24 protein-coding genes are annotated in these 20,312 nt (G+C 58.6%); 12 read left to right on the forward strand and 12 right to left on the reverse strand.

The window, feature by feature from the left end:
• Nucleotides 1-472: 472 nt before the first annotated feature.
• Together SOP95_RS25320 and SOP95_RS25325 are read right to left on the reverse strand one after the other, a co-directional pair.
• Nucleotides 473-826, reverse strand: coding sequence for a BON domain-containing protein (locus SOP95_RS25320; protein ID WP_274074573.1), 354 nt, complete (start codon nt 824-826; stop codon nt 473-475).
• 308 nt (nt 827-1,134) lie between these two features.
• Nucleotides 1,135-1,554 carry a pilin gene (locus SOP95_RS25325; protein WP_274074572.1) on the reverse strand — a complete coding sequence of 140 codons (420 nt, stop codon included), beginning with the start codon at nt 1,552-1,554 and terminating at the stop codon, nt 1,135-1,137.
• A gap of 11 nt (nt 1,555-1,565) precedes the next feature.
• Here SOP95_RS25325 and SOP95_RS25330 point away from each other — a divergent pair, with 11 nt between their 5' ends.
• From SOP95_RS25330 to SOP95_RS25355, 6 genes are all read left to right on the forward strand, one after another.
• Nucleotides 1,566-1,739: a hypothetical protein gene (locus SOP95_RS25330; RefSeq protein ID WP_274074571.1), complete on the forward strand. Its 174-nt coding sequence runs from the start codon at nt 1,566-1,568 to the stop codon at nt 1,737-1,739.
• A 100-nt stretch (nt 1,740-1,839) separates the two neighbouring features.
• Nucleotides 1,840-3,057, forward strand: coding sequence for a type II secretion system F family protein (locus SOP95_RS25335; RefSeq protein WP_323608709.1), 1,218 nt, complete (start codon nt 1,840-1,842; stop codon nt 3,055-3,057).
• 1 nt (nt 3,058) lies between these two features.
• Nucleotides 3,059-3,931 carry a prepilin peptidase gene (locus SOP95_RS25340; RefSeq protein WP_323608710.1) on the forward strand — a complete coding sequence of 291 codons (873 nt, stop codon included), beginning with the start codon at nt 3,059-3,061 and terminating at the stop codon, nt 3,929-3,931.
• Nucleotides 3,928-4,551, forward strand: a complete 624-nt coding sequence (gene coaE, locus SOP95_RS25345) for a dephospho-CoA kinase (protein ID WP_274074568.1) — start codon at nt 3,928-3,930, stop codon at nt 4,549-4,551. Before SOP95_RS25340 ends, coaE begins: the two co-directional genes overlap by 4 nt.
• Nucleotides 4,548-4,748 carry a DNA gyrase inhibitor YacG gene (gene yacG, locus SOP95_RS25350; RefSeq protein WP_060543361.1) on the forward strand — a complete coding sequence of 67 codons (201 nt, stop codon included), beginning with the start codon at nt 4,548-4,550 and terminating at the stop codon, nt 4,746-4,748. Before coaE ends, yacG begins: the two co-directional genes overlap by 4 nt.
• Nucleotides 4,749-4,956: 208 nt before the next feature.
• Nucleotides 4,957-5,517 (forward strand): magnesium transporter, encoded by a 561-nt coding sequence (locus SOP95_RS25355; protein ID WP_274074567.1) that lies wholly within the window; start codon nt 4,957-4,959, stop codon nt 5,515-5,517.
• A 32-nt stretch (nt 5,518-5,549) separates the two neighbouring features.
• Here the strand turns inward: SOP95_RS25355 and SOP95_RS25360 are convergent, their stop codons facing one another.
• From SOP95_RS25360 to SOP95_RS25380, 5 genes are read right to left on the reverse strand one after another with little or no spacing between them, the layout of a single operon-like run.
• Nucleotides 5,550-5,867: a cytochrome C oxidase subunit IV family protein gene (locus SOP95_RS25360; RefSeq protein WP_323608711.1), complete on the reverse strand. Its 318-nt coding sequence runs from the start codon at nt 5,865-5,867 to the stop codon at nt 5,550-5,552.
• 13 nt (nt 5,868-5,880) lie between these two features.
• Nucleotides 5,881-6,594: a heme-copper oxidase subunit III family protein gene (locus tag SOP95_RS25365; RefSeq protein ID WP_323608712.1), complete on the reverse strand. Its 714-nt coding sequence runs from the start codon at nt 6,592-6,594 to the stop codon at nt 5,881-5,883.
• A gap of 6 nt (nt 6,595-6,600) precedes the next feature.
• Entirely contained in the window at nt 6,601-7,290 is a 690-nt protein-coding gene (locus SOP95_RS25370) for a cytochrome c oxidase subunit 3 (RefSeq protein ID WP_323608713.1), read from the reverse strand.
• Nucleotides 7,287-9,062 (reverse strand): cytochrome c oxidase subunit I, encoded by a 1,776-nt coding sequence (ctaD, locus tag SOP95_RS25375; RefSeq protein ID WP_274074608.1) that lies wholly within the window; start codon nt 9,060-9,062, stop codon nt 7,287-7,289. The genes SOP95_RS25370 and ctaD overlap by 4 nt, the downstream gene beginning before the upstream one ends.
• Before the next feature lie 43 nt (nt 9,063-9,105).
• Entirely contained in the window at nt 9,106-10,578 is a 1,473-nt protein-coding gene (locus SOP95_RS25380; RefSeq protein WP_323608714.1) for a c-type cytochrome, read from the reverse strand.
• A gap of 228 nt (nt 10,579-10,806) precedes the next feature.
• Between SOP95_RS25380 and SOP95_RS25385 the strand changes: the two genes are divergently transcribed.
• Nucleotides 10,807-11,142, forward strand: a complete 336-nt coding sequence (locus SOP95_RS25385; protein ID WP_323608715.1) for a hypothetical protein — start codon at nt 10,807-10,809, stop codon at nt 11,140-11,142.
• A 57-nt stretch (nt 11,143-11,199) separates the two neighbouring features.
• Here SOP95_RS25385 and SOP95_RS25390 read toward each other — a convergent pair whose 3' ends face one another.
• On the reverse strand, nt 11,200-11,889 hold the full coding sequence (locus SOP95_RS25390) for an energy-coupling factor ABC transporter permease (protein WP_274074561.1): 690 nt from the start codon (nt 11,887-11,889) through the stop codon (nt 11,200-11,202).
• Nucleotides 11,890-11,963: 74 nt separating this feature from the next.
• On the reverse strand, nt 11,964-12,896 hold the full coding sequence (locus SOP95_RS25395; RefSeq protein ID WP_274074560.1) for a LysR family transcriptional regulator: 933 nt from the start codon (nt 12,894-12,896) through the stop codon (nt 11,964-11,966).
• A 248-nt stretch (nt 12,897-13,144) separates the two neighbouring features.
• Between SOP95_RS25395 and SOP95_RS25400 the strand changes: the two genes are divergently transcribed.
• Entirely contained in the window at nt 13,145-13,387 is a 243-nt protein-coding gene (locus SOP95_RS25400; protein WP_274074559.1) for a DUF2790 domain-containing protein, read from the forward strand.
• 13 nt (nt 13,388-13,400) lie between these two features.
• Here SOP95_RS25400 and SOP95_RS25405 read toward each other — a convergent pair whose 3' ends face one another.
• The 3 genes from SOP95_RS25405 to SOP95_RS25415 are packed head-to-tail and all read right to left on the reverse strand — an operon-like array spanning nt 13,401 to nt 17,253.
• Complete coding sequence (locus SOP95_RS25405; RefSeq protein ID WP_274074558.1) at nt 13,401-14,669, reverse strand: OprD family porin; 1,269 nt, start codon at nt 14,667-14,669, stop codon at nt 13,401-13,403.
• Nucleotides 14,670-14,685: 16 nt separating this feature from the next.
• Entirely contained in the window at nt 14,686-15,906 is a 1,221-nt protein-coding gene (locus SOP95_RS25410) for a benzoate/H(+) symporter BenE family transporter (RefSeq protein WP_274074557.1), read from the reverse strand.
• A gap of 3 nt (nt 15,907-15,909) precedes the next feature.
• A complete protein-coding gene (locus SOP95_RS25415) occupies nt 15,910-17,253 on the reverse strand; it encodes an aromatic acid/H+ symport family MFS transporter (RefSeq protein WP_323608717.1) in 1,344 nt (447 codons plus the stop codon).
• A gap of 219 nt (nt 17,254-17,472) precedes the next feature.
• Between SOP95_RS25415 and SOP95_RS25420 the strand changes: the two genes are divergently transcribed.
• Genes SOP95_RS25420 through SOP95_RS25435 form a run of 4 tightly spaced genes read left to right on the forward strand, consistent with a single transcriptional unit; the run spans nt 17,473 to nt 20,207 of the window.
• Nucleotides 17,473-18,099: a DUF1780 domain-containing protein gene (locus tag SOP95_RS25420; RefSeq protein WP_007970534.1), complete on the forward strand. Its 627-nt coding sequence runs from the start codon at nt 17,473-17,475 to the stop codon at nt 18,097-18,099.
• Nucleotides 18,096-18,623 carry an MOSC domain-containing protein gene (locus SOP95_RS25425; RefSeq protein WP_323608718.1) on the forward strand — a complete coding sequence of 176 codons (528 nt, stop codon included), beginning with the start codon at nt 18,096-18,098 and terminating at the stop codon, nt 18,621-18,623. The genes SOP95_RS25420 and SOP95_RS25425 overlap by 4 nt, the downstream gene beginning before the upstream one ends.
• A gap of 51 nt (nt 18,624-18,674) precedes the next feature.
• Nucleotides 18,675-18,848, forward strand: coding sequence for a DUF3094 family protein (locus SOP95_RS25430; RefSeq protein WP_007996394.1), 174 nt, complete (start codon nt 18,675-18,677; stop codon nt 18,846-18,848).
• A gap of 60 nt (nt 18,849-18,908) precedes the next feature.
• Nucleotides 18,909-20,207 carry an NAD(P)/FAD-dependent oxidoreductase gene (locus tag SOP95_RS25435; protein WP_323608719.1) on the forward strand — a complete coding sequence of 433 codons (1,299 nt, stop codon included), beginning with the start codon at nt 18,909-18,911 and terminating at the stop codon, nt 20,205-20,207.
• Nucleotides 20,208-20,312 lie beyond the last annotated feature (105 nt).

A 20,312-nucleotide genomic window follows, 5' to 3' on the forward strand; every position in this document is an offset into this window, starting at 1 on the left:
AATTGAACACCACACATCCCTATGTGGGAGCCAGCCTGCTGGCGATAGCGCTGTAACAGTCAACATAGGCGTTGAATGTCACACCGCTATCACCAGCAGGCTAGCTCCCACAGCTGTTTTGCCTGGACTGAAATAGAACAGGCCCCGACACGAATGCTGGGGCCTGGATGCTGGATGCCGAGTGATAGACAAACGCTGCAATTGAACACCACACATCCCAATGTGGGAGCCAGCCTGCTGGCGATAGCGCTGTAACAGTCAACATAGGCGTTGAATGTCACACCGCTATCGCCAGCAGGCTAGCTCCCACAGCTGTTTTGCCTGGACTGAAATAGAACAGGCCCCGACACGAATGCCGGGGCCTGTAATGGCCACATCCCTGTGGCCGGTCGCATGAACTTCTCAGTTGCGGCAGACGTATGACTCGGCCCGCCTACCGCGCCTTCTCCCAGTCCAGGCGAGAAGTCTTGCCTTACTCGGCTTTCAGGCCGTCAGCGGAGACCGCCTTGACGCCTTTGATTTTCTTGGTGATAGCCACTGCGGTGGTTTTCTGGGCATCCGTTACCGCAACGGTGGACGACAGAGACACAACACCTTTGTTGGTTTCCACTTTGATGTCGGTGCCGGGAATGCCTTTTTCGGTGACCAGGTCCGATTTGACTTTGGTAGTGATCCAGGTATCGGAAACATCCTCTTTCGCTTCGGTGACTTCACCGGCGGCCAGCATCATGGGTGCTTGTGTGGCCTGAGTCTGGGCAAATGCAGCGTTGGCCATGGTCAGGGTCAGCGCGGTAGCAGTAGCGGCAGCGATAGCGAACTTCTTCATACGAGTAACTCCTGTTTTTCTGGAAAATCTGCTGATTGTCTTTTCAGCAGGCTTACCGGAGATATTGCGAACGCTGTGCCAACTTTGAAACAGATGCAAATACCATATAAATCAACAACTTATAAAATCAGCGATTTCTCGAAATCATGCAAAATGCATGAGTTGGAAATTCTCTACATGCAAGTTGCGGGTTTTGAGTAAGGCCTAAGGCCATGAATTGTCGGAAGTTTTCTCAAATACTCGGTAGCCCTGAACGTCGAACAAAAAATACCCCGCACAGGCGGGGTATCAGGCAATAAATGAATGGATCAGGCTTTCGGGGCAACCCCCGTGCAGCCTTTCGGCGCGTACTCCTGGTCGACGGTGGTGGCACAGGTCCAGCCTGCCACCGTACGCGAAAGGGTGATGGTTTTATTCAGCACCTGAGCCGGCGCGTTAAGGATCGTGCAACCGATAGTCCCGGAACCATCAGTGGCTTTACCGCTGGCCGAGGTCGTGCAGTTGGACGTTAATGCAGCGCCGCCGACATTGGACAAATCAGGGTCGTCGCCTTGATTGATCACATCCTCGAACGCCACCTTCAACGCCGATATCTCGGCCAGCCCCGCCGTCACCTTGGCCCGCGCCTGGTACTTGGAGTAAGCCGGTATCGCAAACGTCGCCAGAATCCCGATGATCGCCACCACGATCAGCAGCTCGATCAGGGTAAAACCTTTTTGATTGTTCAAGGACAGCCTCCATGCATGAGTCGAAATCTCATGATCTGCACCTGCAGCAGCACAGCCCATGCCAAGCCCGGCGCGCCCTGTTCTCGGGGGTGCGCGATCGCGACGAGGCACCTTCCCACCCCCAGGAACCGCACTATCTGACACTTTTCGTCACCTCGACAGCGCTGTTTGGTTCCACCGATTGACTAGGCTATAAGTCGTTTCCCGAGGAACGCATCGGCACATTCACGATCTATGAGCCGGTCGGCTTGCGATCAACGCATCGGCGGTTACAAAGGGCTGAACATGGCAGTCAAGGCAGCAAGCACCAGCGTGTACAGCTGGGAAGGCACAGACAGGAAAGGCGCGAAGGTGACGGGCGAGCTGAGCGGCCAGAACCCGGCACTGATCAAGGCGCAATTGCGCAAGCAAGGCATCAATCCCGGCAAGGTGCGCAGGAAATCCACGTCGATGTTCAAGCTGGGCAAACGCATCACGCCCCAGGACATTGCCCTTTTTACCCGGCAGATGGCGACCATGATGAAAGCCGGCGTGCCGTTGTTGCATTCCTTCGACATCATCGGTGAAGGCTTCGACAACCCGGCCATGCGCAAGCTGATCGACGAGGTGAAACAGGACGTGGCGGCAGGCAACAGCTTCGCCACGGCCCTGCGCAAGAAGCCGCAATACTTCGATGAGTTGTACTGCAACCTGGTGGACGCCGGGGAACAGGCCGGCGCGCTGGACACCCTGCTGGAACGGGTGGCGACCTACAAGGAAAAAAGCGAAAGCCTCAAGGCGAAGATCAAGAAAGCCATGACCTACCCGCTGATCGTCGTGTGCGTGGCGATCATCGTGAGCGCTATCCTGCTGATCAAGGTGGTGCCGCAGTTCGAGTCGGTATTCAAGGGTTTTGGCGCTGAACTGCCGGCCTTCACGCTGATGGTCATCGACCTGTCGCAATGGCTGCAGGCGTGGTGGTGGATGCTGCTGGGCGCACTCAGCGCGGGCGCTTTCGCTGTGCGCCACGCGCTGAAAACCTCGCAGGGTTTTCGCGACCGCATGGATACCTGGCTGCTGAAACTGCCGCTGGCAGGTACCTTGATGTACAAGTCCGCCGTGGCCCGGTTCGCCCGCACGCTGTCGACCACCTTCGCTGCCGGTGTGCCACTGGTGGAAGCCCTGGAGTCTGTGGCCGGCGCCACTGGCAACATCGTGTTCAAACGCGCGGTGCTGCGTATCCGGCAGGACGTTGCGACGGGCATGCAGCTGAATTTCTCCATGCGTACGACCGGTATTTTTCCCAATATGGCCATTTCGATGACCGCCATTGGCGAGGAGTCTGGCGCACTCGACGACATGCTCGACAAGGTCGCCGGTTTCTACGAGGACGAGGTCGACAATCTGGTCGACAATCTCACCAGCCTGATGGAACCGTTCATCATGGTGGTGCTGGGTGTTATTGTCGGCGGCCTGGTGGTTGCAATGTACCTGCCCATCTTCCAACTCGGCTCAGCGATCTGACATGCCCTTGAACGAAATCCTGATCCACTTCCCGCTGGCTTTCGTCGTCGTCGCCGGGGTAGTCGGCCTGCTGGTTGGCAGCTTCCTCAACGTACTGGTCTGGCGCCTGCCGAAAATGCTCGACCGCGAGTGGCGCGTGCAGGCCCACGACATCCTCGGCCTGCCCGGCGAAACGCCGCTGTCGACCTTCAATCTGATGCTGCCCCACTCCCAGTGCCCACACTGCGGTCACCGGATTCGCGCCTGGGAAAACATTCCGGTATTGAGCTTTCTGTTCCTGCGCGGGCGCTGTTCGGCCTGTGCGACGCCGATCAGCAAACGTTATCCTTTGACCGAACTGGCCTGCGCGCTGCTGTCGGCGTTCATTGCCTGGCACTTCGGGTTCGGCTGGCAAGCCGGCATGGCGATGCTCCTGACCTGGGGCCTGCTGGCCATGAGCCTGATCGACGCCGAGCATCAACTCCTGCCGGATGTGCTGGTGCTGCCGCTGATGTGGCTCGGGCTGATCGTCAACAGCCTCGAGCTGTTCGTGTCATTGCCCGAGGCGTTGTGGGGCGCCATTGCCGGCTACATGACGCTGTGGACGGTGTTCTGGGTGTTCAAGCTGATCACCGGCAAGGATGGCATGGGTCATGGCGACTTCAAACTGCTGGCGATGTTTGGCGCCTGGGGCGGTTGGCAGATCCTGCCGCTGACGATCGTCCTGTCGTCCGCGGTGGGTTCGATCATCGGCGTGATTTACCTGCGCCTGCGCAAGGCGCAAACATCGACGCCAATCCCTTTCGGCCCCTATCTGGCCATTGCCGGCTGGATTGCCTTGCTCTGGGGTGGTCAAATAACCGACTTCTATTGGCAGTTTGTCGGTCTGAAATGAATACCCCTGTGGAAAAACCCTGGATTCTCGGCTTGACCGGCGGCATCGGCAGCGGCAAAAGCGCGGCGGCCCAACACTTCATCGACCTGGGCGTGCACGCGGTCGATGCCGACCATGCCGCTCGCTGGGTGGTGGAGCCCGGTCGACCGGCGCTGGCGAAGATTGCCGAACACTTCGGTCCCGGCGTGTTACAAGACGACGGACAACTGGACCGCGCCGCGTTGCGCAAACTGATCTTCGAAGTACCGGAGCAACGCCTCTGGCTCGAAGCCTTGTTGCATCCGCTGATCGCCGAAGAGATTGCCCATCACCTGGCGCTGGCAAAATCACCTTACGCGATCCTGGTTTCGCCGCTGTTGATCGAGTCTGGCCAGTACGCCATGACCCAGCGGGTGCTGGTGATCGATGCCCCCGAACAGTTGCAGATCGAACGCACCCTGCGGCGTGACCAGACCAGCGAACAGCAGGTCCAGGCGATTCTCAAGGCCCAGTCCAGCCGCCAGGATCGCGTAAGCCATGCCGACGACGTGGTGGTCAACGACCGCGACCTCGCCTGGCTGCACAGCGAGGTCGAACGCCTGCATCACTTTTACCTTACTTTGCGTGGAGGCCAGTCATGAGCCAGATCCCAACCGTCGAATGCCCAACCTGTGGTGCCCCTGTCGAATGGAGCCCCGAGAGCAAGTTCCGGCCGTTCTGTTCCGACCGTTGCAAATTGATCGACCTGGGCGCCTGGGCGTCGGAAGAGCACAAGATTCCGGTGGCCCCGGATGCCGAGGACGAGCTGTTCAGCGGCGATTTCGACCCGCGTCACTGATTCCGCGCATCGCAGGGCCTGACTCGCGGCAGAAATCGACGAGATGAACCAGGCCCTGACGTCGCCTCCCGGGGTATTGACACCCAAAACCCATCATGCTAGCGAGTGCTATACTTCTTTCAAATTGCACGACGTGTGCAACGTTCCCCACGGGTACAGGCTGCAGGACAGAGGAGGTCCAGAGCAAACACGAGATGGGAGGTGTGGCATGAATCGGCACTATTACATCAGTGACAACCTCAACGATCTTGAAACCGTTGAAAATGAGCTGGAAGCCAGCGGCATCAATTCCGAACAAATTCATGTGCTCAGTGAAAAGATTGCCGATGTTGAAGAACATCACCTCCACGAGATCAGCTCGTTGATGGAACAGGATACCGTTCACTCCGGGGAGATTGGTGCGCTGGTCGGTGTGCCACTCGCAGCACTGGTCCTGGGTGGCGCCTGGTGGATGGGCTGGACTGAATCCGCCGCAGGCTGGATGCCTTTTGTCTTCCTGGCCATTGTCATTTTGGGCTTCAGCATCTGGGAAGGCGGTTTTTTTGGGTTCCAGGTGCCGAACACCCACTTCCGCAATTTCAAGCAGGCGGTGCAAGAAGGCAAACATATTTTCTTTGTGGATGTCGAGCCGAATCAGGAACCGCTATTGGACCAGGTCATCGGCCATCATCCCAATCTGACGATCGCCGGCACGGGAGCGGCAGCTCCCCACTGGACAGTCGCCTGGCAGCACAAATGGCATCAGTTCAAGCGAGTGATATCGGGTTAACGCCTGGAGACTGAGGGCCATCCGACAGCGGTTCATTGGCCAAAGAAAATGACCCGGCTGAGGAAAACATAGTCCGCCTCGGTGGCCATCAGTCCGATCAGCACCAACAAACACAGGGGCGGAACCAATATGGCGTAGACCATGGCTAACCGTTCCCAGGCCAGATGCATGAAGATGGAGACAATCAAGCCTGCCTTCAGCAACATGAACGTGATAATCAGCGACCACCTGAGGTAGCCGTGGAATTGGAAATAGTCGACCAGGTACGACAGGGTACTGAGGACGAATAACAGTCCCCAGATCTTGAGATACAGGCTGATCGGATGTTGCTGACCCTGAGCATGTGCCATCACCCGCGCTCCTCTACCACAAATAGAAGAAAGCAAAAATAAACACCCACACCAAATCCACGAAGTGCCAATAAAGCCCGGCTATCTCGACGTTCTGATAGTTTCCGGAGTGCTCATAGTCTCCCCGCCATACTTTCATCGCCACAATGCTCAGGTAAATCGCGCCGATTGACACATGCAGGCCGTGGAAACCGGTAATCATGAAAAAGCTGGCACCAAATTGCGCCGCCCCCATGGGGTTCCCCCAGGGACGCACCCCCTCTGAGATGAGCTTGCTCCATTCAAAGGCCTGCATGCCGACGAAGGTCACACCCAAGGCAGCCGTCGCCAGCATCAGTGCTGTGGTTTTCGCGCGATCGCGGCGATAGGCGTAATTGACAGCCATGGCCATCGTGCCGCTGCTACTGATCAGCACGAAAGTCATGATGGCGATCAGAATCAGCGGGATTTCCTTACCGCCGATCGTCAATGCAAACACTTCGCTGGGATTTGGCCAGAGGTCGGTGATGGTCATGCGTACCGACATGTAGCCGGTGAGAAAACAGGTGAATACAAACGTATCGCTGAGCAGGAATATCCACATCATCGCCTTGCCCCAAGGCACCTGCTTGAACGCCTCTCTATCGGAGGACCAGTCGCTGGCGATGCCCTCCCATCCCGGTGCAGGTAGCGAGCCTGGTGGATTGGATGAGCCGGAGCCGACTGGGGCTTGTGGATGCGATGCCATGGTTTTTCACCTCAGGCCGCAGAGCCTGGCGATGGCTTCATAGGTTTCTGGCGTGCTGGTCAGCAGCGCGAATAGCACGAACCAAAGACCCAACAGGTAATGCCAATAGATGGCACAGAGCTCTACGCTGGCGCGCAGTTGCGGCAACGGCACGCGATGCAGGAATTTAGCGACGATCATGCCCCAGGCTATCAATCCGCCCAGCAGGTGAAGCCCATGAAGGCCGGTCAACAGGTAGAAGAAACTGTTGGCCGGATTGCTGGCGACAAAGTAGCCCCAGGCGACAAACTGCTGCCAGACCCAGAGTTGTCCCGCCAGAAAGGCAATGGCAAACACGCCCGCCACGACGAAACCGATAACCGTGGCGTCCAGTCGAACCTGTCGGGCTGCCATGCGCGACCACTGCAGTGCGATGCAACTGAACACTAGAAACGCCGAATTCAGCCAGAGTTGCCATGGATTGGCCAGCGGCGCCAGGGGCTCTGTCAGGGGTAGCCAGTCGACCATCTGGGAGCGGGCGATAAAGGCGATCAGGAAGAGAAAGAATAACGAGCTGACCACGGCCAGAAACAGGCGCAGGCCTGTTTTTGCGATTCGGCTTCTATCGGCACCCTCGGCCTGAATACCTTCAGGATCGCGATTCCAACCGCCTGCAGGGTCACCGTCATCCGCGTTTCTCAATAGCAATCTGTTCATGGTTTAACGTCCGCTATTCGGGTTCCGGCACTGAGTTGGCGCATTTGCTCCAACTCCTCGGCAGACACCGTTTGCGCAACGAAATCCTGTTCTATGCCCGGCACACTGTAGTCATAGGCCCAGCGATGCACGACCGGCAACTTCTCTCCCCAGTTACCGTGTTTCGGTGGAGTGTTCGGTGTTTGCCATTCCAGGCTGGCCGCGCCCCAGGGGTTACCGCCTGCGGGTTTGCCTTTGAATACACTCCAGGCCAGGTTGAACAGGAACAGCAGCTGGGAAACACCGACAGTCAATGCGACCACCGTAATGAAGGCATTCAACTCTTGCGCCGACTGTGGAATGAACGCGTAGTTGTCGTAGGCGTAGTAGCGGCGAGGCATGCCCTGGAAGCCCAGATAGTGCATGGGGAAGAAGATGGCGTAGGTGCCCAGGAAGGTAATCCAGAAGTGCAGCTTGCCCAGGGTGTCGTTCAACATGCGCCCGGTCACTTTCGGGAACCAATGATAAATGCCGCCGAACACCACCAGGACCGGTGCGACGCCCATGACCATATGAAAATGGGCGACGACGAAATAGGTGTCCGAGAGCGGAATATCCACAATCACATTGCCGAGAAACAGCCCGGTCAGACCGCCCACCAGGAAGGTGACGATAAAGGCCAGGGCAAACAGCATCGGCACGGTCAGATGGATGTCGCCCTGCCACAGGGTCAGGACCCAGTTGTAGACTTTCAGAGCGGTTGGCACCGCGATGATCAAGGTGGTGACGGCGAAGAAAAAACCGAAATACGGGTTCATTCCGCTGACATACATATGGTGCGCCCAGACCACAAAGCTCAGTACGCCAATCGCAATAATGGCCCACACCATCATGCGGTAGCCAAAGATGTTTTTACGCGCATGCGTACTGATCAGGTCGGAGACCAGGCCAAACGCAGGGAGCGCAACGATATAGACTTCCGGGTGGCCAAAGAACCAGAACAGGTGCTGGAACAATATCGGGCTGCCACCCTGGTGATCGAGCTGCTGTCCCAGCGAGATCATCGCCGGCATGAAAAAACTGGTGCCCAACAGTTTGTCGAACAGCATCATGACCGCACTGACAAACAACGCCGGGAAAGCCAGCAAGGCCATGATCGAGGCCATGAAGATGCCCCATACCGAGAGCGGCATGCGAAACAACGTCATGCCGTGCGTACGCGCCTGCAACACCGTGGTGACGTAGTTCAACCCGCCCATGGTGGCGGCGACAATGAAAATCGCCAGCGAGACGAGCATCAGCACGATGCCCCACTCGACCCCAGGCGTCCCCTGGGTAATGGACTGTGGCGGATAGAGCGTCCAACCCGAACCGGTGGGGCCGCCGGGGACAAAAAAACCGGCGAGCAACACCAGTACCGCGAGCAGATAGAACCAGTAACTCAGCATGTTGACATAGGGGAAGACCATGTCGCGTGCGCCCACCATCAGTGGGATCAGGTAATTGCCGAAGCCCCCGAGAAACAAGGCCGTCAGCAAGTAAATGACCATGATCATGCCGTGCATGGTCATCGCCTGATAGTAAGCACTGGCGTCCATGAACGCCAAACTGCCGGGGAAGCCTATCTGTATGCGCATCAAGCCAGACAACACCACGGCGATAACCCCCACGAACAACGCCGTCAGGGAGTATTGAATGGCGATGACCTTGTGGTCCTGGCTCCAGATGTATCTGGTCAGGAAACTCTTGGGCTCGTGCAGTGCCTCTGTTTCGGCTTGCTCCGCATAGGCCATCACGTCATCCTCCTGCCGAAGTTTGCGTGTATTTCTGGCTGCTTTACGGCGACTTCCCTGGCTCAGCCTTGTTCGCGTCAGCGTCGGCATTCGCTTTTGATTTGATGAAAGCGATCAGCGCGTTCAAGTCCTGATCACTCGGGGTAAAGGCCGGCATGACGGCTGCATAGCCTTTGACGATTTTGGCACCGGGATTGAGGATCGAATCCTTTATATAGCCCTCGTCGGCCTTGATACTCGTACCGTCGGCAAGGGTTACGGGCTCGTTATACAGGCCCTGCCAGCTCGGGCCGATACCCTTGCTGCCATCGACACTGTGGCAGGCCAGACAGCCTAGCGACCCGGCTAGCCGCTGTCCTTGCGTCGCCAAGTCGTCACCTCTGTCCAGCGCTTCGCTGGCAGAAGGTTCTTGCGACGCAGCACCCAGTGATTTGATCAGGGCGACGAGCGCACCCAGTTCATCGTCATTGAGAGTATAGGCCACCATGACCGGCGGGTAGCCTTGTACCAGACGGGCCTGCGGTTGGAGGATCGATTGTTTCAGGTAGGCCTCATCGACCTGAACGCTGGTGCCATCGGCAAGCTGTTCGGTGCGGCCGTACAGCCCCTTCCATCCCGGCCCGAGGCTGGTACTGCCATCCTGGCTGTGGCAGGCGCCGCAGCCGTATTGCTCGACCAACTGACGACCTTTTTCCAGTACGCTGTCCTGACCGGGTTTGGTAGCTGCCGCTAATGTCTGCGCAAAGGTCGGCTGGCTGCTGAGCCATTGATCGAAGGCACCCTGCTCCTCCACGATCATCTGGCCGCGCATGTTGTAATGACCTACGCCACAAAATTCAGCGCAAAGGACTTCATATTTCCCGGTTTTAGTCGGCGTAAACCAGAAGTACGACACCATCCCCGGCACCATATCCATCTTGCTGCGAATTTGCGGTATATAAAAATTGTGCAATACATCTTTAGAGCGCAGTAAAACTTTTACCGGTCGATCCAGCGGAAGTCTGACTTCGTTACTTTTTATTAGCACATCGTCCTGGCCGGCGGGATCCTTGGGATCAACGCCAAACGGGTTGACGGAATCAACTAACTTAATTTCAGACTTGCCCAGTTTCCCGTCCTGGCCCGGAAAACGAAAGGCCCACTGCCACTGCTGGGCGACCACTTCAAGTTCATAAGCATTTTTTGGTACCCGGATGAAATCGTTGTAAACAACCAGGCCTGGCGCCAACATCGCGGCAATACCTATCGAGGTAACGACAATCAACCAGAATTCCAACCTCTTGCTTTCCGGCTGGTAGTGGGCCTTGGCCCCCTCTTTATGACGATAACGCATCACGGCTACCGCCATGAATAGCGTAATGGCGATGAAAAATATTCCGCTGATGATCAGGGTGATGAACAGAGTGGTGTCTATTGATCCCCAGTTGGAAGCTGCCGGTGTTGCATGCCAAGGCGCTAGTACATGGAATAGCACTGATCCAATAACGATGAGTACCAGGACAATTGCTATTGCCATTTCTCTTCATCCTATTCCTGTTGCTCATTGGTTATGCGCAAGCATCGCCACTGACGTCCAGGCAGGGCAGACAAGTACCACCCATCCGGGTGGCAAAGTCAGTTAAAAGTATAGTGCCATCGGGTTGTGCCGTGAGGGTTGGCGAGCGAGTCCCGGTTGCCAGCTATACTGAATTTCAGATCAGAGACAGAGCAATTGAATCCAGCAGTCTACGACGGAGGCTTCGTTATGAGCGCCATGACGATCGAAGGCTGGTGCAAAACCAGCCCCGACCAAAAATCCACCCCAATAGGTGAAATCCATTTTTACGTCGATGTGCCACTTCGTCAGCGCCTGGAGCAGGCTGAAGAACACCTGAAGAGTTCCCATGGGCCTGAAGCCATGGTTGATGTCGACATGAGCACTCTGGATCTGAAATTGCCAGAGGGATACGACCCCTTGTCCGACTGCCAAATGCGCGTCTATTTGCACCTCGATCGTGGTCAATACCATTTGGTTGGGCACCGCGCGAGCGATGGTAGCTTGATCTATAGCAACGCGGTTTTGATTGATCAGCAGATCTAGGGAACCGCTGGAAAAACGGAGTATGGGATCGTCATCATTTGGCGAATCTGAAATGGATCAAGATTCGGGGTCGTCGTCCTTCCAGGGCGCCGACAGATAACGCGTGCGGTTGAAGGTCTCGAGCCACTCAGGGCTGAACACCACCAGCGCGCTCACCACCATGCCGTTGATAAACGCCTCGGGAAAAATGATCAACCACAGGTAACCGACAAAATCTTCCAGCCAATACGGCATGGCGAACCGTTCGTCGTACCACAACAACGTCAGCGCCAGCACCAGGCACAGCAATGCTGAAAGGGCTGCGGCGAAGAAACCGGAAACGAAGATGTACACGAAGAGATTTCGTGGCTGCGCGCGCTCCACCGCTATCGCACAGCATTCAGTGATCAACACCGGCAACAAAATGAACAGCGTGCCATTGACCCCCATGGCCATCAGGTCCTGACGCCCCAGCAACACCAGGCCTGCCTGCGCCACCAGACCGCCGACGATTGCCAGCGGCCAGTCCAGCAACAGCGTCACCGCTGTCATGCCGATGAAGTGATAGGACACGCCGGTATCGAAGTCCCGCCGCACCAGCCACAGCATGAACAGCGCGAACACCGTACCGAACAGCAGATGCTGGCGACGATTGTCGGTGAACAACTCGACCCAGGGTGCGCGCACGACGGCCCAGAGTAATACCGGTATGTAGATCAACCACCCCACGTTCAGGGTCTGGGATGACAATAACTCGGCACCGATCATGGCTGGGCCCACTCCCTGTCTTTCCGAAAGAGAAAGAGCCTCAGTCTACACCGCCCTTCACCGTCCCTTCGACCTCAAGCCCAATGCCGTGGATCGTTCATCACCGCTTCATGTTCGGCAAACAATTTGGGAAGCTCGGCCTTGAGAAAATCCACCCAGGTGCGGACCTTGGCATCGAGAAAACGCCGTGATGGATACAGCGCATAGACATTGCGCTCGCGCAATCGCCAGGTCGGCAATACACGCAACAAGGTGCCATCGCTCAAGGGCCGTGTGGCGGTGTGGAAAGGCAGCAGGCTGATGCCCATGCCGGCCTCCGAGGCCTTGACCATCGACTCGGCGACATTGCACTGGAAGGTCTTGGCCGGACTGATGGCATGTTCGCCGTGTTCGTCCTGGAATACCCATTGATCGCCATACAAGGGATCAAGCAGGCGCAGGCATTGATGCTCGTTCAGCGCCAGCGGCTGCTGTGGAATGCCCTTGCGGCGCAGGTAGTCCGCGGAGGCGCAAGGTACGCTGTAGATCTGTCCGAGGGCCTGGGCGACCAATTGCGAATCGGGCAGTTCGGGGGCGATCGAAATCACCACGTCGTGCCCCTCCTCCAGTGGATCGGGATTGCGCTGGGACAAGGTCAGTTCGAACACCACGTCGGGATATAGCTCGCTGTAGCGGGCGATCAGAGGCGTGATCAGTACGCCCAGGCCGTTCATGCTGTGCACCCGCAGGCGCCCGGCGGGGTTGATATGCGCGCCACGGGCCTCGGCCGTCGCCTCGTCCATTTCTTCGACAATCTGCCGGCTGCGCAACAGGAATCGCTCGCCTGCTTCGGTCAGGCTCAGGCGTCGCGTGGTGCGTTGCAGCAGGCGTGCCTGGAGATGTTCTTCCAGGTCCGCGACCAATCGGGATACCTGCGCCGTGGACAGATCCAGCGTGTCGGCCGCGGCGGTGAAACTGGCGCAGTCCACCACACGGATGAACACGCGCAAGTTGTTAAGCAAATCCATAAGCCCCCCTCGGGCGAAAATACTGTTCATTGCGAGAAACCTGCAGGAGCAAGCTTGCTCGCGATGGAGGTCAACGATGACGCGGGGAGCCTGACACCCGCGCAGCTCTCAGGTTTTTCGCTAGCAAGCTCGCTCCTACAGTTGTGACTATTACATTTTGCGTAACGCTGCATCCGCCGTTGGCCCCTTTATCCACGGGTGCCGAAGACTAAAATCAACTCATCGAAACCCACGCGGAGCACGCCAGCATGAAAACGTTGATCAGCCTGTTTCTGGCCGTCATCGCCACCTCGGCCATGGCCGCTGACAACGAGCCTCTCGCTGTCTTGTACAACCCCGCGCAGCCGCTGGACATCGCCAAGGTGGTGTCTGTTTCGGACACCGCGACCGCCTGCGGGGTTGTGCCGGCGACCATGGTGTATGTCGATCATCAGGGCCAGACCCGGCGGGTGACGTACAACGTCATCGGCGATTGCACCAGCAACCTGTGATTCGCCGCTGCACTCAGAGCAGCGTCCAGGTGTAGCTGAGGATCAGGCGGTTTTCATCGATATCACTGCGGTAATTGGACCGCGCCATCGCATTACGCACGCGGATCCCCAGGCCTTTGAGGCTGCCGCTCTGCAGCACATAGCCGATGTCCAGGTCGCGCTCACGGTCCTTGCCCTCATACCCCTTGCCGGTATCGACATTGTTGCCGCTGATGTAGCGCAGGGTACTGGTCAAGCCCGGTACACCCAGGGCCGCGAAGTCGTAGTCGTAACGTGCCTGCCAGGAACGTTCATCGGTGTAGGCGAACTCATAGGTGGGCACCTCGTTACCCAACGGTGAGATGTTGGCGAATACCCGCGGGAACGCGCTGTCGCCAAACATGCCCTGATAGCCGACATAAAAGGTGTGGCCGCCACGTTTGGCCGACAGCAACGAGTAGAACGCCTGGTTGTCGATGTTGCCCAGCAGTTTTTTGCCGTCCTCGCGCGAATCGAAGTAGCCGAGGTTGGCGCCGAGGATCCAGTCACCCACGGGTTCGCTGTGCTTGAGGCCGAGGAAGCGCTGGTTGTAGATGTCCTCCAGTTGCCCGTACCAGGCGCTGACCGAGGTGCGCTTGTCGTTGAAGGCATAATCGCCACCGGCAAAGTTGAACCCGTCACTGCTGACCTGACGTTGCGGCACATGCCCGAGCATCGCCTGCATTTTTTCATCACCCGCCTCGTTGCGCAGGCTGGTTGAACTCAGGTGTCCGCCCTGCAAGGTCAGACCATTGATCTCACTGGAGGTGATGCTTGCACCCTGGTAACTCGGCGGCAGCAGGCGAATATCACTGAACACCAGTACCGGTAGATTGGGTTGCAGCTCACCGACTTTCAGCTCGGTTTTCGAGTAACGCATCTTCAACGCGCCTTCCAGACGGCTGTAATTGTCCGCTGCGCGACCGTCGTCCTGCACCGGCAGCAAGCCGGTATTCACCCGGTCCGGGCTGCTGTCGAGCTTGAGACCCAGCAAGCCGATGACATCCACACCAAAGCCGACGGTGCCCTGGGTGTAACCGGACTTCACGTTGAGGATGAAGCCCTGGGCCCACTCCTCGGCCTTCGATTGCTGGTTGGCGCCGACGATGTCGGAGTAGTCGCGGCTGAAGTAGTAATTGCGTGCCTGCAACGTTGCGGTGGTGTCTTCGATAAACCCGCTCTCGGCGGCCATAACGCCTGTGGAAAAACCCGAGACGACAGCCAGGGACAACGCCGTACCCGTTGCTTGGAGATTCTGCTTCATCGTTTTTCTCTTATTGTTATTGATCGACTGATTGAACAGCCTCAGTTGCAGTGGATTTACGAAGGAGATCGGGACGACGGGCGCTTAACAGCACATGGGTGACCATGCCGAAAATCAGACCCCAGAACGCGGCGGACAAGCTGAACAGCGACATGCCTGAAGCGGTGATCAAAAAGGTCACCAGCGCGGCTTCGCGGTCGCTCGGCACGGCCATCGCCCCCGTCAGCGCCCCGGCAATGGCAGCAAACAGCGCCAGCCCCGCCAACGCCGCAATCAGCTCTTTGGGGAACGCAGAAAACAGCGAAACCAACGTGGCGCCGAAGATGCCCAGCACCAGGTAGCACAAGCCCCCGACAACGCCGGCCACGTAGCGCTTGCGCGGATCCTCGTGAGCCTCTCGACCGGTGCAGATAGCCGCCGTGATCGCGGCCAGGTTCAGTCCATGGCAACCAAAGGGGGCCAGCAGCGCGGTGCCCAATGCGCTGCTGGCGATGATCGGGCTCGCAGGCGTTTGGAAACCACTGGCACGCAGCACGGCCATGCCCGGCACGAACTGGCCGGTCAGCGCCACCATCACCAGTGGCAAGGCGATGTTCAGCGTCGCGCCCAGGCTGAACTGGGGCGTGATCCACACCGGCGTAGCCAACCCGATGACCAATGCCTCGCGATGCAGATCACCGCTGAACGCGGCAATCGAACAGCCCGTCAGCAACACCAGCATCACCGCGTAACGTGGCATCACCCGCTTGCCGATCAGATAGGCCGCGAACATCGCCAGCACCAACAACGGCTTGTGCTGCATCGATACGAACAGCCCGGTGCCGAAGCTGAACAGGATCCCGGCCAGCATCGCCGCCGCAATCGCGGCGGGCAGTTTGCTGATGATCCGGTCGAAAGCCCCCGAGACCCCGACCACAAAGATGATCAGGCTGCTGACCAGATAAGCCCCCACCGCTTCTGCCATGGAAATTTCAGGCAACAACGCCACCAACAACGCCGAACCAGGCGCCGACCAGGCGATGATGACCGGAACGCGATAGCGCAGGCTCAAACCGATGCCCAGCACGGCGCTGCCGATGGAGATCGCCCAGATCCAGGACGACAACAGTTCCCGCGGCAGATGGGCCGATTGCGCCGCCTGAAAGATGATCACCAAGGGCCCGGCATAGGAAATCACCGTGGCGATAAAGCCGGCGACAGCGGCTGACAGGGAGAAGTCCTGGATAAACGCCTTCATGACTCAAGCGCCCGTCGGCGACAGCGTTGGGCTGACAGCCATGGCGCTGCGCCGGTTGCTGATGGCGAACACGGTCATGGCGAGGGCCGCCACGGCACCCGGCAAGGCAAATGCCATGAAGTTCAGTTGCAGCGGCAGGCTGATGCCGAGCAAGGCGCCACCCAGCAGGGGACCGACGATGGCACCGTTGCGGCCGATGCCCGACGCCCAGCCCAGGCCAGTGGAACGAATGGTCATGGAGTAGAACTGCGCGGCGCAGGCGTACAGCAGAATCTGCGAGCCGATGGTGGTGGCGCCAGCGATGGCGATCAGCAGGTACAACACCGGCATCGGGCTGTTGAAGCCCAACAGGGTGATCGACACCGCCGCCATGGCGAAGAACACCGACAGCACCCGCGGCAGGTTGAGCTTGTCACCCAGCACACCGCCGCCGACCGCACCGAAGATCGCCCCGAAGTTCAGCACCAGCAGGAACGACAGGCTCGAGCCCAGGCTGTAACCAGCGTTGGCCATCAGTTTAGGCAGCCACGAACTCAAGGCGTAGACCATCAGCAGGCAGCAGAAAAACGCCAGCCACAACATCAGCGTACGCAGTGCACGGCCTTCGCGGAACAACTGCAACACCGGGGTGCCCGTGCCCTTCACTTCACTCATGTGCAACTGATCATCGCCCTGGGCGATGTAGGCCGGGTCGATGCGCTGGAGAATGTTGCGGGCTTCTGCAGTGCGCCCCTGGCGCAGCATGAAACCCACCGACTCGGGCAGGAAGTACATGATCAGCGGCAACAGCAGCAACGGCAGGACCGCCACGTAGAACACCGACTGCCAGCCGAAACTCGGGATCAGCACGATGCCCAGCCCCGCGGACAGCATGCCACCCACCGAGTAACCACTGAACATGATCGCCACCAGGGTGCTGCGGATCTTCTTCGGTGCGTATTCGTTCATCAACGCCACGACATTGGGCATCACGCCACCAATGCCCAGCCCGGCAATGAAACGACAAATCCCAAACTCGGCGGGGTTGCGGGCGAACCCGTTGAGCACGGTGAAACCACTGAAGAGGATCACGCAGAGGGTGATGGCTTTCTTGCGCCCGATTTTGTCCGACAGCGGGCCGAAGAACAGCGCGCCGAACATCATGCCGAACAATGCATAACTGCCCAGTGCACCGGCTTGCAGAGGACTGAGCCCCCACTCTTTCATCAGCATCGGCAAGACCACGCCGTAGATCACCAGGTCGTAACCATCGAAAATGATGATCAGGGCACACCAGAACAGCACCATCCAGTGGAAGCGGTTGAATCGAGCGTTGTCGATAACCTCATGTACGTCGATCTTGCGCATGGCGTTCATCTCTTGTTTTTGTTTTTTAAGGGCGGCGGCAGCACGGCTCACGTCCGTACAGCCGAGGGTAGAGTCACCAGGCGCGGGTCAATATCCGCATTGCGCAGACCACTATCCGTTTTGTGCAGCGCCCTGGACCGGGCTTGGGAGCGAGAGGATTTGCTCCTCTCCGATAAACTGTCTTCTTTACAATCACATTTGAGCGCTAAGCTTGGGCGTATGGATGATTCAGATTACTTACGCCTGCTGACCATTGCGGCCGAGCAAGCCAACGCGTTCCTGTCCAATGCCCGCAAATGGGAGCGCGAGCGTTGGGTCTGCCAACGCCTGCTGCAGGGCCTGAACATTCCCTACCGTGCCGACGAATTCGCCCCGGCCGGGGAGCCGCCGGATGTATTGTTCCGCGACGCCAGTTTCGAGGTGTTCTTCGTGCTCGACGAGGGCCGGCGCCTCAATGATGAATGGCGCGATGAACTGCAGCGGCGGCGCAGCGCGTTCTCCCTGAGCCAGCTGGTACGGCGCGAGGCCAAGCCTCGGCGCATACCTGCCAACGAGTTCTTGCTGCGCCTGGCGCCGACCTTGCGCAAAAAAGCGCACAACTACAAAGAACGCGGCATGGACCTTGGCGAGCTGGACATCATTGCCTTCGCCAGCCTCAAGCGCGAAGTGCTGGACCTCAACAGTCATTTCCCGCCGCCCACCGAATACCTGCGCCAGGGCTGGCGCTCGCTGTCGCTGGTGGGCCCGACCTTCGCCCGTGTGCTGTTCGCCCATCCCGATGCACCGGACTTCCTGCGCAGCAACCTGGGACGCAGCATTGTGTTCGACGTCGGGATCAGCCTGTGAGCCCACTGCAGGAACTGATTGCCGAAGTCCCGCAAACCGGCCGCGTACGCTGGATAGGCGTGCGCCCGGAACGTCACGCGCCGATGATCGAACTGGATGCCGTGGAGGCTCGACTGGAGGCGGGCCTGACAGGCGATCGCGCCCGACCCGGCATCCGCAATGCACGGCAAGTGACGCTGATCCAGTGGGAACACCTGGCGGTGATCAGTTCGCTGATGGGCCGCCCGGACGATCAGCCGGTCAAGCCTGAAGATTTGCGGCGCAATCTCGTTATCAGTGGGATCAATCTGTTCAGCCTCAAGGGCCGGCGCTTCCGCATCGGCCAGGCGATTTTCGAAACCACCGGATGGTGCCAGCCCTGCGCACGCCTGCAAGCCAACCTGGGCCCCGGGACGTTTCAGGCGGTGCGCGGACATGGCGGAATCACCGCCCGGGTGTTACAAAGTGGCATCATTCGCCTGGAAGACAGGGTGAGCGTCGAGCCCATTCCGGACAGCGGCTATGCTCCGTTCAACGTTCGTTAAATCAGCCTGTAGCTTCTACACCTTCAGCAACGTCTACCTGACGAGGCCTTTATGACCAGCCGCCTGAACCCCGACGACCAAAAGCATGTCGAAGAGTACCTGCAGTTGTCCCAACACCGAGTCGAGCGCCGGCCTTTCCGGCCGTGGATGCTCCTGGTGCTGGTATTGGCAGTGACCATTGGTCTGGGCCTGCTGAGCCGACTTATCAGTTACCTGACGCTATGAGCTGCTTCGCGCTCGCTTGGGTAACCACACCGATTTCCTTTAGCCTTGTGAGTTATCCCCATGTCCCATCGTATTGTCATTGTCGGCGGCGGCGCCGGCGGTCTGGAGTTGGCTACCCGTCTGGGTAAGACTCTGGGCAAACGCGGCACGGCCAGTGTGATGCTGGTCGACGCGAACCTGACCCATATCTGGAAACCGCTGCTGCACGAAGTCGCGGCCGGGTCACTGAACTCTTCCGAAGACGAACTCAACTATGTTGCCCAGGCCAAGTGGAACCACTTCGAGTTCCAGCTGGGGCGCATGAGCGGGCTTGATCGCGCCAATAAAAAAATCCAGCTGGCCGCCACTTATGATGAAGCCGGTCTGGAACTGGTGCCGGCCCGGGAAGTGCATTACGACTCGCTGGTGATCTCCGTCGGCAGTACCACCAACGATTTCGGCACCCTGGGTGCGGCGCAACACTGCCTGTTCCTGGATACCCGCAAACAGGCCGAGCGCTTCCATCAGCAGTTGCTCAACCACTACCTGCGCGCACACGCAGGGCAGACCGACAAGGTCGAGCAGATCAGCGTCGCCATCGTCGGTGCCGGTGCCACCGGGGTCGAACTGGCCGCCGAGCTGCACAACGCCGCCCATGAACTGGCGGCCTACGGCCTGGACCGGATCAAACCGGAAAACATGCACATCACCCTGATCGAAGCCGGCCCCCGGGTGCTGCCGGCCCTGCCGGAACGGATCGGCGGGCCTGTGCATAAAACCCTGGAAAAGCTCGGGGTCAACGTCATGACCAATGCGGCCGTCAGTGAAGTGACCGCCGACAGCCTGATTACCGCGGATGGCAAAGTGATCAATGCCAGCCTGAAAGTCTGGGCCGCCGGGATCCGTGCACCGGGGTTCCTCAAGGACATCGATGGCCTGGAAACCAACCGCATCAATCAGCTGCAAGTGCTGCCGACCCTGCAAACCACCCGCGACGAGAATATCTTCGCCTTCGGTGACTGCGCGGCCTGCCCGCAACCGGGTTCCGATCGCAATGTGCCGCCGCGCGCCCAGGCTGCGCATCAGCAGGCGTCGTTGCTGGCCAAATCGCTGAAGTTGCGCATCGAAGGCAAGGCGCTGCCGGAGTACAAGTACACCGACTACGGGTCGCTGATCTCGCTGTCGCGTTTTTCGGCTGTGGGTAACTTGATGGGTAACCTGACCGGTAGCGTCATGCTGGAAGGCTGGCTGGCGCGGATGTTCTACGTGTCGTTGTACCGCATGCACCAGATGGCGCTGTATGGGCCGTTTCGCACGGCGATGCTGATGCTGGGCAGCAAGATTGGTCGCGGGACCGAGCCGCGGCTTAAGCTGCACTGATATAAAACCTGTGGGAGCGGGCTTGCTCGCTCCCACATTTGGTTTTGCAGTGTTCTGGAAATTTTCGCAGGCAAAAAAAATCCCCGTATCTTTCGACACGAGGAT

This window comes from Pseudomonas sp. YuFO8 (assembly GCF_035065025.1).
Classification (GTDB): domain Bacteria; phylum Pseudomonadota; class Gammaproteobacteria; order Pseudomonadales; family Pseudomonadaceae; genus Aquipseudomonas; species Aquipseudomonas putida_AE.

Bases quoted from the DNA above. Each gene is read 5' to 3' on its own strand.
- SOP95_RS25320 (WP_274074573.1), bottom strand. From the start codon at position 826: ATGAAGAAGTTCGCTATCGCTGCCGCTACTGCTACCGCGCTGACCCTG.
- SOP95_RS25330 (WP_274074571.1), top strand. From the start codon at position 1,566: ATGCATGAGTCGAAATCTCATGATCTGCACCTGCAGCAGCACAGCCCA.
- SOP95_RS25335 (WP_323608709.1), top strand. From the start codon at position 1,840: ATGGCAGTCAAGGCAGCAAGCACCAGCGTGTACAGCTGGGAAGGCACA.
- SOP95_RS25340 (WP_323608710.1), top strand. From the start codon at position 3,059: ATGCCCTTGAACGAAATCCTGATCCACTTCCCGCTGGCTTTCGTCGTC.
- coaE (WP_274074568.1), top strand. From the start codon at position 3,928: ATGAATACCCCTGTGGAAAAACCCTGGATTCTCGGCTTGACCGGCGGC.
- yacG (WP_060543361.1), top strand. From the start codon at position 4,548: ATGAGCCAGATCCCAACCGTCGAATGCCCAACCTGTGGTGCCCCTGTC.
- SOP95_RS25355 (WP_274074567.1), top strand. From the start codon at position 4,957: ATGAATCGGCACTATTACATCAGTGACAACCTCAACGATCTTGAAACC.
- SOP95_RS25360 (WP_323608711.1), bottom strand. From the start codon at position 5,867: ATGGCACATGCTCAGGGTCAGCAACATCCGATCAGCCTGTATCTCAAG.
- SOP95_RS25365 (WP_323608712.1), bottom strand. From the start codon at position 6,594: ATGGCATCGCATCCACAAGCCCCAGTCGGCTCCGGCTCATCCAATCCA.
- SOP95_RS25370 (WP_323608713.1), bottom strand. From the start codon at position 7,290: ATGAACAGATTGCTATTGAGAAACGCGGATGACGGTGACCCTGCAGGC.
- ctaD (WP_274074608.1), bottom strand. From the start codon at position 9,062: ATGGCCTATGCGGAGCAAGCCGAAACAGAGGCACTGCACGAGCCCAAG.
- SOP95_RS25380 (WP_323608714.1), bottom strand. From the start codon at position 10,578: ATGGCAATAGCAATTGTCCTGGTACTCATCGTTATTGGATCAGTGCTA.
- SOP95_RS25385 (WP_323608715.1), top strand. From the start codon at position 10,807: ATGAGCGCCATGACGATCGAAGGCTGGTGCAAAACCAGCCCCGACCAA.
- SOP95_RS25390 (WP_274074561.1), bottom strand. From the start codon at position 11,889: ATGATCGGTGCCGAGTTATTGTCATCCCAGACCCTGAACGTGGGGTGG.
- SOP95_RS25395 (WP_274074560.1), bottom strand. From the start codon at position 12,896: ATGGATTTGCTTAACAACTTGCGCGTGTTCATCCGTGTGGTGGACTGC.
- SOP95_RS25400 (WP_274074559.1), top strand. From the start codon at position 13,145: ATGAAAACGTTGATCAGCCTGTTTCTGGCCGTCATCGCCACCTCGGCC.
- SOP95_RS25405 (WP_274074558.1), bottom strand. From the start codon at position 14,669: ATGAAGCAGAATCTCCAAGCAACGGGTACGGCGTTGTCCCTGGCTGTC.
- SOP95_RS25410 (WP_274074557.1), bottom strand. From the start codon at position 15,906: ATGAAGGCGTTTATCCAGGACTTCTCCCTGTCAGCCGCTGTCGCCGGC.
- SOP95_RS25415 (WP_323608717.1), bottom strand. From the start codon at position 17,253: ATGCGCAAGATCGACGTACATGAGGTTATCGACAACGCTCGATTCAAC.
- SOP95_RS25420 (WP_007970534.1), top strand. From the start codon at position 17,473: ATGGATGATTCAGATTACTTACGCCTGCTGACCATTGCGGCCGAGCAA.
- SOP95_RS25430 (WP_007996394.1), top strand. From the start codon at position 18,675: ATGACCAGCCGCCTGAACCCCGACGACCAAAAGCATGTCGAAGAGTAC.
- SOP95_RS25435 (WP_323608719.1), top strand. From the start codon at position 18,909: ATGTCCCATCGTATTGTCATTGTCGGCGGCGGCGCCGGCGGTCTGGAG.